General features: G+C 44.7%; 12 protein-coding genes. 8 read left to right on the forward strand and 4 right to left on the reverse strand.

What is annotated here, in order from left to right; translation table 11 throughout:
• The 4 genes from F7C14_RS09755 to F7C14_RS09770 form a co-directional block, all read left to right on the forward strand.
• Window positions 1-224 (forward strand): hypothetical protein (locus F7C14_RS09755; RefSeq protein ID WP_290902356.1); only part of this gene is annotated, 224 nt, incomplete at its 5' end.
• 5 nt (window positions 225-229) lie between these two features.
• The gene (locus F7C14_RS09760; protein ID WP_290902358.1) at window positions 230-490 is read left to right on the forward strand and encodes a hypothetical protein; all 261 of its coding nucleotides are present in this window, start codon (window positions 230-232) and stop codon (window positions 488-490) included.
• Between the two features lie 31 nt (window positions 491-521).
• Entirely contained in the window at window positions 522-650 is a 129-nt protein-coding gene (locus F7C14_RS09765) for a hypothetical protein (RefSeq protein WP_290902359.1), read from the forward strand.
• Window positions 640-894 (forward strand): hypothetical protein, encoded by a 255-nt coding sequence (locus F7C14_RS09770; RefSeq protein ID WP_290902360.1) that lies wholly within the window; start codon window positions 640-642, stop codon window positions 892-894. The genes F7C14_RS09765 and F7C14_RS09770 overlap by 11 nt, the downstream gene beginning before the upstream one ends.
• Here the strand turns inward: F7C14_RS09770 and F7C14_RS09775 are convergent.
• Window positions 887-1,978, reverse strand: coding sequence for a tRNA pseudouridine(54/55) synthase Pus10 (locus F7C14_RS09775; RefSeq protein WP_290902362.1), 1,092 nt, complete (start codon window positions 1,976-1,978; stop codon window positions 887-889). The two genes, F7C14_RS09770 and F7C14_RS09775, sit on opposite strands and share 8 nt — an antisense overlap.
• A complete protein-coding gene (locus tag F7C14_RS09780; RefSeq protein ID WP_290902363.1) occupies window positions 1,975-2,838 on the reverse strand; it encodes an LEA type 2 family protein in 864 nt (287 codons plus the stop codon). Before F7C14_RS09780 ends, F7C14_RS09775 begins: the two co-directional genes overlap by 4 nt.
• A gap of 429 nt (window positions 2,839-3,267) precedes the next feature.
• Between F7C14_RS09780 and F7C14_RS09785 the strand changes: the two genes are divergently transcribed.
• Window positions 3,268-5,349: an MFS transporter gene (locus tag F7C14_RS09785; RefSeq protein WP_290902365.1), complete on the forward strand. Its 2,082-nt coding sequence runs from the start codon at window positions 3,268-3,270 to the stop codon at window positions 5,347-5,349.
• Between the two features lie 157 nt (window positions 5,350-5,506).
• On the opposite strand, the gene F7C14_RS09790 is transcribed toward F7C14_RS09785, so the two are convergent.
• Window positions 5,507-6,730, reverse strand: coding sequence for a DHH family phosphoesterase (locus tag F7C14_RS09790; RefSeq protein WP_290902366.1), 1,224 nt, complete (start codon window positions 6,728-6,730; stop codon window positions 5,507-5,509).
• 81 nt (window positions 6,731-6,811) lie between these two features.
• Here F7C14_RS09790 and dph5 point away from each other — a divergent pair, with 81 nt between their 5' ends.
• Genes dph5 through F7C14_RS09805 form a run of 3 tightly spaced genes read left to right on the forward strand, consistent with a single transcriptional unit; the run spans window position 6,812 to window position 10,697 of the window.
• Window positions 6,812-7,579 (forward strand): diphthine synthase, encoded by a 768-nt coding sequence (dph5, locus tag F7C14_RS09795; RefSeq protein WP_290902368.1) that lies wholly within the window; start codon window positions 6,812-6,814, stop codon window positions 7,577-7,579.
• 33 nt (window positions 7,580-7,612) lie between these two features.
• Window positions 7,613-9,970, forward strand: a complete 2,358-nt coding sequence (locus tag F7C14_RS09800; RefSeq protein ID WP_290902370.1) for a DNA-directed DNA polymerase — start codon at window positions 7,613-7,615, stop codon at window positions 9,968-9,970.
• Window positions 9,971-9,974: 4 nt separating this feature from the next.
• Window positions 9,975-10,697: a histone deacetylase family protein gene (locus F7C14_RS09805; RefSeq protein ID WP_290902372.1), complete on the forward strand. Its 723-nt coding sequence runs from the start codon at window positions 9,975-9,977 to the stop codon at window positions 10,695-10,697.
• Here the strand turns inward: F7C14_RS09805 and F7C14_RS09810 are convergent.
• On the reverse strand, window positions 10,681-11,684 hold a 1,004-nt coding region (locus F7C14_RS09810; RefSeq protein ID WP_290902375.1), incomplete at its 5' end, for an AMP-binding protein. The genes F7C14_RS09805 and F7C14_RS09810 overlap by 17 nt on opposite strands.

Here is an 11,684-nt window from a genome sequence, read left to right on the forward strand (position 1 = left end):
ACACTGGAGAGGCAAGAACGAGGACAGAGAACTTCGCTGGAAAGTTCATAAGAGCGATGCCCAACCAGCCGAAGAAGGCTGGTTTTGCCGAAAGCAGGAGGTTCGCTTGGATTGACAGAACGAAGAGCATCGACGTCTGGGGAAAGGACAACTATCCGGGCAAACCGGTTTACGGCAAGTTTAAGGTCGGTGAGGTTGCTGAAGAGGAGCATGTGGAGGAGTGATGACCATGAGCTCGCATGTCGAATTTAGCTTTCCTCCAGATGCCGGTCCAAAGCCTGCCGTGTGGACGAAAGAGCAGGAAGAATTCGTGAAGCAGTTTCCGCACATATGCAAGGACTGCAAGTGGCTTAAACCCATAATTCCCAACACCAAGTTCCCTCCAGCGGATCTCGTAGGCTACTGCAAAATTATTCACTGGCCCTTCTACTGGTGCATAAGCAAGTACACCGTCATTAAGAAGTGCAAGTGGTTTGAAAAGAAGGAGTAAATTTAAATCCTCCAATTTTTAACATTTTTTAATGAAGTGCATTTACGATCCAGCTGTTGATTGCATTTACGAAGATTTCAGCGAGGAGAAATGTAAAAGATGTCCGATTTACGAGGCGATTGTTGAGGGAGCTAAGGGGTGTGGTAGTATTGAGTTCTGAAATTGATAGGGCTAAGGAACTTGTTGAAAGGTGGTTTAACAAATACAAGGAAATGGCGGATGAGACGGCTGTAGAGCTTTTTTCTGATGACATCGAAATTATTGACAGCTGGGCGAATTCAATGCTGATGGCTGGTAGAATAACCAACAAGGAGTACTGGCATCTGATAACCTTCTGCGAGGAAAAGTTGGAAGAGTTAAAGAGAATCGCTGGAGTAGAAAGCTTGGATATGCGTTTCAAGTAGTGTCGTAAATCCAGACGACATCAAGCTTGTCAACGTAGCAATTTATTCCGAGCAGCTCAGCCAAGCTTGGTTTAGTCCTTCCCTCATCTCCGCTAACGAGTTCCTTTATGTAGAGCCCTCCTTCAGCCTCAATTTCGATGACCGCTTTATTTCCTCTCAGCAACAGAAGCCTTGTATCGTAAACCCTCTTCACTCTCACCTTATCAGCCCTTCTGTGCTCAACCCTCTTCGGAGTTCTCTGATGAATTACGGTCTTCAACTTTTCCAGAGCCTCCTTAAGAGATTTTTCATCTACTTCCCTCTCAAAAACAACGAGTGCTCTATATCTCTTTTTGTAGGAAGCGGATTTAATCCTTTCAACGTCTTTGTGAGTGGCGTAACCCAAAAGCTTAACTTCCACAGCTCCACTTCCCTCGTTTATTTTCCTTTCAAGTTCCTTTAAATCAACCTTCCTCCTCTTTGGTCTCACTACTTCAAGAACGAAAGGTCTTCCGTTCCCGAGCATTCTTGCATCCACGTCCTCTCTTCCCGAACCGTGGAGAAAAGCGTTCTCTCCTTTAAAAACTTCCAAAGCTGGCTCGATAATCATGTCTTCGACGCTTAAGTACTTCTTTCCCGTAAAATTGCAGGCTTCGCATCCCTTTCCTTTACAGAAAGAGCATAACCATCTTGTTTGAGCCAAATAGCGAACCCTCTTCTTGTACCTCCCGAAGATGTAAACTGGAAGAATTTCGTAGTTCAAACTCAAATCTTCGAGATCAACTATTATTCTTACATCTCCGTTTGGCTTAATTTCCTTTCCGCTCTTCTCTCTTATTTTTTTTGCAAATTCCCTATTAAAATTTCTCTTGAAATTCAGCTCGTCATCGATGCCGAGCTCGACTCTCAAAAAATTTTGAATGGCTTTTGCGCTACCTCTGAGTCTCGAACCAACCGAGAAACTTTCGAACTCGTAATCCTTGAGATCTTCAAGCACCTTACCAGCTAAATCATCAATTTTTTCGAAAATGTTGCAGCAGATGACACAGCTTCCAAGTTCTCCGATTTTTATTCTTCCCTTGCAAAACTCACAAACGGTGATCATGTTAGTATCTCCGTTCTGAATGACGTCTTTTCCCTTATCAGATCGACTTCAAAAGTTTTTCCAGCCAAATCGAATACTCCCGTGACTATTATTTCAACTTCGCTTCTCTCCCCGTTTTTGAGATGTGAAACCCACCAGTCGTCAAGCTTATCGTTATCGAGTCTAAGCTCCAGTGTAAATTTTGTATTTCTTCCTATCTCAACATCTTTGTCGTAATAACCTTCGCCAATTTTTATGCCGTTCATAAGCACTTCGTACTTTATCCCCTTTAGTCTGAAGCTTACATCGCTATCTATCACCGTATCGAGCATAATTTGCGTGTAATCACTTTTAACTTCTCCCCACCTTGGATTTATTTTCACATTAGCTGCCAGTGGCCCGAAATTCATTTTTTCGTCAACTTTAAAACCTCTCAGTATGTCGGTTCTTATTTCGTCTCTCTCCTCGAAGGGGAATTTAAATTCGGTTATGATCAGGTTGAATATCAGATTTCCTTTCAAAAGAAGCTCCGAAACCTCTCCGTTTTTAATGTGGCTAACCCACCATTCCGGAATTTTACTGTTGTCTATCTTCGTTGAAATCGTTATCGTCGTAATTGCATTCGGTTTCAAGGTGGCATCTCCTATACTCCTTCCCTTCCCCAGCTCGATGTTGTTTATGTAGAGTGTGAGGTCTATTGCCTTCAGCGGAATCGAAAAAGGATTTGGATTTTTCACGTCCATCTTTGTTATTATCTCCGAATAACTTTCCGTTATCTCTCCCCACTCACTTTTGTAACTCAAAACCTCTGGCTTTCCAAGTCCGAGACAGCCGGAGGTTAGGATGAGAAGTAAGAGTATTGGAAGCATTTTTTTGACCATGGAAAAATCATCACTTAACGATTAATAAACCTTAACGCTTAAATCTCCTTGAATTACTACTTTTAATGACCGATACCGATGATGAGTTTCGGTCGCGCTGAGAGGTGATGAAATTTCCTGCGGCTGAGGTTCGTTTATTGTCTAACCTTGCGAAAGTTTGTCCTTTAAGTTATCATTTAAAAAATTCGAGGAACAAATTACACTTTTTAACTTTCAAATTTAATACCATACGTTATGAAAGAATCATCTGGAAAGGAGTTTTCGAAAGTTGAAGCTTTCAAACAGACCTTAACGCTGTTGTAATGTTAGACAATAGTCTAACTGCCGAAGTTATTTCTCCTGATCATTAATGGAAAATTTTATATTGTTGTTAGCTATTAATCGTTGAAGACGACTGTAAAGTTGGACAGTTGAAAGAGGGGTGTCTGGATGGTTGAGAAGTCGGATGTTAAAGAAGTAGAGATTCCAATGAGAGAACTGGCGAGAACGATAGCCATCGGCTGGAGCGGTGCACTGCTGGAGTGGACAGACTTCTATACATACGCTATCCTTGCACCTATCGTTGCTAAGGTCTTCTTCCCATCCGAAGACCCTATAGCATCGCTGCTTGCAAGCTTCGGAGCTTTAGCTCTCGGTTTCCTCTTCAGACCACTTGGAGCTTTGCTCTTCGGTAGAATCGGAGACATCTACGGAAGAAAAATCGCTTTCGTCATCGCAGCTCTCTCTATGCTCGCTGGAACGGTCGGAATTGGTATTCTGCCGACCTACGCTCAGATAGGTATAGTGGCTTCGATACTCGTTTTCATTCTGAGAATTATCCAGGGACTTGCTCTTGGAGGAGGATACGGAGCTATCATAGTCTTCCTTGGAGAGTCAGTGCCCGAGAGAAGGAGAGGTATGTATACGGGAATACTCTTCACCACTCCAGCTATCGGAATGGCTATAGCTGCTTCTATGGAAAGCTTAGTTGAATCATGGCTCGGTCCTGAAGGACTTGAGGCTTGGGGTTGGAGAATTCCATTCATAGTTGCTGGTTTAGTTATTGCATTCATCGCATTGATAATGCACCTCTTCTATAAGGAAACACCGGTCTTCAGCATGCTCAGAACTGTAAGGAGGACATCTTCAGCACCAATTAGAGAGCTGTTCGCTAAGAAAGAATACCTATCGTTGGTTCTTCTCGGATGGATTGGAGTTATCGGAGCACATGGGCCAGTGTGGTACACCAACCAGCTTGTTTCTAAGTACTTCATGAGCTGGCATGGAATTTCTCCCGGAACATCTTCGGCAATACTCTTCTGGTGTACGATGGCGGCAGTGTGGGTTTACATACTCTTCGGGTACATCTCTGACATAATTGGAAGAAGAAAACTCTTGATCTTTGCTATCTACGGAAACGCACTCTGGTTCATCCCAGCTTTCTGGCTAATGAGGGAAGCTGCCTTAGCTCAGAACATCATGATGCTTTACATCCTCACGTACACGCTGACGTTCTTCAACGGAATTGGATACAGCGGAGCGCAGTCGGCATTCCTCCTTGAGCTCTTCCCGTCAAGGATCAGAGTTACCGCCACAGGTTTCACTTACAACCTCGGTTACGGTATAACCGGAGGTTTAACACCCTTCATGGTTACCGCTTTATACAAAGTGTTCAACGACTGGTGGCTGGCGGTTATTGGATGGAGCACCGTTGTGCCGATGATAATGGGTCTGTACTTTGTTATCAAGGGATACGAAACCCTCGGAACGAGACTCTGGGCAGAGTTCGCTGCTGAGAAGTTTGCTAAAGATGCGGTCATCGTTAAGGCTAACGAGCCGATTAGAGATGCCATAAAGAAGATGATTGAGAAAGACAGAAGAGGCGTCGTCGTCGACTACGTTGCAGAGACTGGTGTTGCCTACAGACACATGCTCAAGGGAGCGGCTGAGAAGGGACTTGATGTGCCGGTTGGAGATGTTGCCGTCAAGGTTCCTTGCATGGAGTACAACGAGCCGCTGCCGAACATCCTTGAGACGATGGAGCACTACCACGTCAGAATGATTCCAGTTTGTAGAAGAGGACAAATAATCGGAATGATCGACTTGAGAGATGTGCTTGCTGAAACCGTCGGTTTATCGGCTTTGACCAAGAAGCCGATAGCCGAGAGAACAAGGCTCAGAGACGTGGCTAAGGAGCCGATAGTCATAAACCACAACGAAAAGATCGGAGACGCTATAAGACTAATGATCCAGAACGACATAGGATTCCTGCCGGTTGTCGACGAAACAGGAAAACTCGTGGCGGTGTTCTCGGAGAGAGACGCTTTCAGAGCCATAGCAAACGGAGCTTCTCTCGACTCACCGCTCATCGACTATGCCACCAAGAACCCGCAAACTGTCAGCTGCGACGATCCAGTTTCAAAAGTGGCGGAAATAATGGTCAGGCTGAACATCAGACATATCGTCGGAGTCGATTCAGCAGGAAAGCCTGTCTGTGTTGCGGGAGTCAAGGACATCTTGGCTGTCGGCTAAACAAATTTTTTCACTTTTTTATATTTTTGTTAGCCGAAACTTAAATTAACGATTAATCAAAAAAGACTTTCGTGAAGTGCTACCATGATGCGACGATAGATTGTAAGTGGGAGTTTAGGTGCTTTGAATGTCCGATAGCGAAAGCTTTTGCCGAAGATTATCCGCATTGAGAAGTTTCTATAATTCTTTCAAACGCTCGAATAAACTCCTCTTCTTTGCCCCTCTCTATTAGCGTTGCCGCAGCAACTTTGTGAGTTGCATCCGGAAATCCGTTAACAGCCTTGCTTGCCTCTGGAATTAGACAGTCGAAACCGGGCATAATTCCATTGATGATTTTCCTTTCGAGGGGTATTGGTGTTCTGCCGCTCACCTTCACAGCGTTAAGCTTTATCTTCCCCAAGTCTGGAATGTAATCGTAGAAATTCTGAAAACCGATGATGTATTTATCGTCATCGAAAAAGCTCATGTCTTTCGTTACCTGGCAGAATTCTCCTATTGCTTTTACACCCATTGGATAGAATTCATCTTTAGCATGGAACCACTGAACGTAACGCTCCTTCTTAAGCTCTCCGTTTTTCAGCTTTTCTATCATTTCCTTGAACTTCCTCTCCTTAAGCTTCTCGTACTCCAGACCCTTTTCTATGGCGTCGTCGATGTTCCCGGAGAGCGTACAATCTATCGCGATGTTGTAACCTTTTTCGAGATATCCGACGACTCCAAGATTCGTGAAAGCTTTTGCTACGTCGCTTGCATAATTCTTCAGCGGAACTATGTAATATCTTTCCCTCATCTTTTCTATCTTGATCTTTGCCTGTCCGAGCCTCACGGCTTCTTCCAAGCTCAATCTGTCTATTCCGAGGACTCCTCCGTATCTGTCGTGGTAGTCTCCGACGGAACCTATAACTGCCAGATAGGCGAGATCTTTATTTTTCTCATCTATCCCCCTTGCCACCATGTAAGCCAAGCTTGAGGCGGAGATGAACAGATCTCCCGAAATTCCAAGAAGCTCCGAATCGAGCTCAACGACTTTTCTGCTTTCCACTCTCACCGCCGGATGGTGGTCGATTAAGAATATGTAGTTTCTCTCTCCGTCTATCTTCGCTATCGTATCCAAAGCTAATCCTCCGAGGTCTGTGTAAATTATAACATCGTTTTCCTTATCCTCGTGAATTTTTTCTATTATCCTCGGATGGACTTTCTCGATGCAGTACCTTTCCACCTCCCTCCCTTTTCTCATCAGAGCTATGGTTAAAATTAGAGCCGAACAGATACCGTCGGCATCGTTATGGTGAACTATATACACGTTTTTCGTTGCATCTTTTAACTTTTCAGCGGTGAACTTGACAGCCTTCAGGAAATCGCCGTTCATCAACTCCTGCATACATCATAGGCTTAGCTAATTATTTATAATACTTTTTTGCACTTCTGCAAGTATTTAATTTCGGGAGATTTTAATTGAGTTATGCTCACACTCGTCGGTTTGGGGCTGTGGGATGAAAAGGACATAACTCTACGAGGATTGGAGGAGGTTAGAAAAGCCGACGTCGTTTACGCTGAATTTTACACATCAAAACTGGTAGGGACGAATGTCGAAGCTTTGGAAAAACTCTATGGAAGAAAAGTGGTTGTTTTGGAGAGAAAAGATCTTGAAGATGAAAGCTGGAAGATCGTTGAAGAGGCTAAAAGCAAAAACGTCGTTGTCCTTGTTGCTGGCGATCCCGGAGTTGCAACAACTCATTCAAGCCTTCTGCTCGAAGCAAAGAGAAAGGGTGTTGTAACGAAAATAGTTCACAACGCAAGTGTGATTTCCGCTATTTGCTCCGTCACAGGGTTGCACAGCTACAAGTTCGGAAAATCGGCTACGGTAAGCTATCCTTACAAAGGAATGGTTTCCAAGACGCCCCTTAAAGTTATTAAGGAGAATTTGAGCGTTAACGCTCACACACTCCTCCTCTTAGACTTAAATCCAGAGCCAATGACGATTGGAGAGGCTGTTAGAATAATGGAGAAGGTTGACGATGGCACTTTAAATCACTTCGCCGTTGGAGTTGCGAGAATCGGAGGAGATTGCTACGTGAAGTGCGATCACTTCTACTCCCTTCCGGATCACGATTTTGGCGAACCGCTCCACACGATAGTCTTCCTATCCAAGAAGCTTCACTTCACGGAGTACGAATTCTTAAGGGAATTTGCAGACGCTCCTAAGGAACTGGAGGAATTCGTCGAGTAAAAGTTTATTACGAATAAGTTTAGTAATTTATTGATGGAGGGCTGGTTGCTTGATGCTGATTACGTCACGGCTGAAGATGGGAGAGCGGTAATAAGACTCTGGTGTAAGGATTTCGACGGAAACACCTTCGTAGTTTACGATAGAAACTTTCAGCCTTACTTTTACGCTTTCAAAAACGGGTTGAGTAAGGAAGACATAGAAAAAATTGTCGTGAAGAGCAGGGAGGGAGTTATAAAGCCGTTTAAAGTTGAGGAAGTTAGAAAAAGAGTTTTTGGAAAGGAAATGGAAGTTTTCAAAATTTACGCTTATCATCCGCAGCACGTTCCGAAGCTTAGGGAGGAATTAAAGAAGATCACGGAGGTTAGGGAGGCTGACATTCCCTTCGCTTACCGTTACTTAATCGACAGAGATCTTGCTTGCATGGACGGAATTAGGGTGGAGGGTAAGGAGAGAGAGGAGAGGGGACTGAAAATAATTGAAGCTGAGCATGTTGAGAGGTTCGAAATTCCCTTGCCAGAGCCGAAGGTTCTGGCTTTTGACTGCGAAATGCTGACGGAGATGGGAATGCCCGATCCAGAGAAAGACAGAATCATCATTATAGGCGTTAAATGCGGAGATTTTGAGGAGATAATAACCGGAAACGAGAGGGAAATTCTGCTCAGATTTGTCGAAATTATCAAGGAGCAAGATCCGGACGTCATAGTCGGTTACAATCAAGATAACTTCGACTGGCCTTACATAAGAAAGAGGGCTGAGAAACTTTCCGTAAAGCTGAATATAGGAAGAGATGGAAGCGAGATCTCTTTCAGGGGTGGAAGACCGAAGATTGCTGGAAGGCTCAACGTCGATCTTTACGACATAGCGATGAAGCTTGACGTAAAGGTGAAAACTCTTGAGAACGTTGCTGAATTTCTTGGAAGGAAGGTTGAGCTTGCCGATATAGAGGCTAAGGACATATACAAGAGGTGGACGGCTGGAGATAAAGAGAGCGTCCTCAAGTATTCGAGGCAGGACGTTTTGAATACGTACTTCATAGCTGAAGAGCTGCTACCCATGCACTACGAGCTTTCGAGGATGATTAGGATTCCGACAGATGACGTGGCGAGGATAGGTAGAGGGAAGCAAGTGGACTGGTTTTTGCTAAGCGAAGCCTACAAGATTGGGGAAATAGCCCCCAACCCGGCTGAAGTTGAGGAGAGCTACGAGGGAGCGTTTGTTCTCGAACCTTCGAGAGGTTTGCACAAAAACGTCGTCTGCTTGGACTTCGCTTCCATGTACCCAAGCATAATGATCGCCTATAATATTTCTCCAGACACTTACGTTTTTGGAAAATGCGAAGATTGCTATGTAGCGCCTGAGGTAGGACACAAGTTCAGAAAGCAGCCAGACGGCTTCTTCAAGAGAATACTGAAGATGCTCATAGAGAAGAGGAGGGAGATAAAGAAGCAGATGAAGAATCTCGACAGAAATTCGAGGGAGTACTTGCTTTTGGACATAAAGCAGCAGACTTTAAAAATTCTCACGAACTCCTTTTACGGCTACACCGGCTGGAGCGGGGCGAGATGGTATTGCAGGCAGTGTGCCGAAGCGACAACCGCTTGGGGCAGGCATCTAATAAAATCTGCCGTGGAGATTGCCAAGAAGCTCGGTTTCGAAGTGCTTTACGGAGATACCGACAGCATATTCGTTAAGAAGGATAAGTTAAGCCTTGAAAAAATTAGGGATGAGGTGGAGAAGCTGATTGAGGAAATCTCCGAAAAGTTTCCGGTGCAGATTGAAGTTGATGAGTACTACAAAACGATATTCTTCGTTGAAAAGAAGAGGTACGCTGGCTTAACTGAGGACGGAATCCTTGTGGTGAAGGGGTTGGAAGTGAGAAGAGGGGATTGGTGCGAGCTGGCGAAGAACGTTCAGAAGAGCGTTATTGAAATAATACTGAAGGAGGAAAATCCGGAAAAAGCTGCCGAATACGTTAGAAAAGTTATAAACGACATAAAGAGCGGAAAGGTAAAGCTTGAGGATGTGGTAATCTACAAAGGTTTGACGAAACGTCCTGATAAATACGAGAGCAAGCAAGCTCATGTGAAGGCTGCTTTAAGGGCTATGGAACTCGGAATAGTCTATAGCGTGGGATCCAAAGTTGGATTCGTCGTTGTGGAAGGAGCCGGGAACGTTGGGGACAGAGCTTATCCCGTGGACTTGATAGAGGAGTTCGACGGCGAGAACTTGGTTATAAGAACGAGGAGTGGAAACATGGTGAAGAAGCTTGACAAAGACTACTACATAAACCACCAGATAATTCCCTCTGTGCTGAGAATACTTGAGAGGTTCGGATACAACGAAGCGAGCTTGAAAGGAGCGACTCAAAAAACCCTCGATGCTTTTTGGTGATAGCATGAAAGTTGTTTTCTCCCCCAAATTTTACGAGGTTTACTCTTCCGATCCGGCAGCTTCGCCGGGAAGAATGGAGGCTATAGTGAACGAGCTTAAAGACTACGATTTCGTTGAGCCGGAAAAAGCGAGTGAAGAGGATATTTTGCTCGTGCACACGAGAAAGCATTACGAGTGGGTGAAAAGTTTAAAGCTCTTCGATGTTGCCATGCTCGCAGCTGGAGGAGCGATAAAAGCCGCTTTAATTTCAATGGAAGAGCCAGCTTTTGCTGCGATAAGACCACCGGGGCATCACGCAAGTCCCGACAGTTGCTGGGGGTTCTGCTACTTCAACAATATCGCCATTGCAATCAGAAAGCTTCAAAAACTTGGATTGATTAAAAAAGCCGCTATAGTCGATTTCGATCTCCACTTCGGAGATGGAACGGCTAATACTTTCGAAAATGACGAGAGCGTGAAGTACTTCCACATGAAGGATGTGGAGAGCATTTCCGATTTTCTTGAAAGCGTTGATTACGATATAATTGCTGTCTCAGCCGGTTTCGACAGACACAAAGAGGATTGGGGAGATCAGCTCGAAACTGAAGATTACACGGAAATAGGGAAAATAATAAAGGAGTACGCTGAAGAAAAATGCGGGGGAAGAAGGTTCGCAGTTTTAGAGGGAGGTTACAACCACAAAGTTCTCGGAAAAAACGTTAGAGCTTTTATCAAAGGTTTTGAGTAGTGTAGAAGTCTTCGTATTTTTCCTTCAAAAACCTCTTGTTGAACTTTCCGACGCTTGTTTTTGGTATTTCATCGACGAAAAGTATTTCGTCTGGCAGCTGCCACTTCGCAAATCTCTGCTTTAAGTGCTCGTAGAGTTCCTCTTTGCTTACTTTTCCTTTGTACTCTTCTTTTAGAACGACGAAAGCCAGCGGTCTTTCCTCCCACTTCGGATGAGGAATTCCGACGACGCAAGCTTCAAGGACAGCTGGATGAGCCATTAAGTAATTCTCCAAATCCACGCTGCTTATCCACTCTCCTCCACTCTTTATCAAATCCTTAAACCTGTCAACTATCTTCACATAACCGTTCTCGTCGATAGTAGCGGCATCTCCGCTCTTCCACCAGCCGTTCTCGAAAGCGTCTTTCGACCTCTCGTCTTTGTAGTAGCTTTTAGCCACCCAGTGCCCTCTCATGTAGAGCTCTCCAACGCTACTACCGTCCCAAGGCAACTCGATTCCGTCTTTCATTAACTTAACTTCAACACCGAACATCGGCAATCCTTGTTTCCTCTTCAGCTCCCACAGCTCCTCTTCCTCAAACTCTTCCTCCACTTCCGGAATTACGTGGTTGACGCAGACAACTGGAGTTGTTTCGGTAGCTCCGTAGGTGTGGATGACTTCTATTCCTCTCTCCTTCATTCCTTTGAGGAGAGAAAGCGGAGGTGCACTTGCTCCGGTGAAAATTCTTAAATTCGGCAGAGTTATGTTCTCTTTCTGTAAGTAGTTGAGCATCGGAATTAAAACGGAGGGAGCAGCAGCGGTAATTGTTACGCCCTCCTCTCTTATTAAATCAACCACTTCCCCTATTTTCTCGATCGAGTACCTTCCGGGGAAAACGAGCTTCGCTCCGGTGAGTGTAGCGGAAAAGAATATCCCCCAACCGTTTGCGTGAAACATGGGGACGAGCTGCAAATACGCATCTCTGTGGCTTAGGGAGAAGTTTATAG

This window comes from Ferroglobus sp., from assembly GCF_015521575.1.
Taxonomy (GTDB): domain Archaea; phylum Halobacteriota; class Archaeoglobi; order Archaeoglobales; family Archaeoglobaceae; genus Ferroglobus.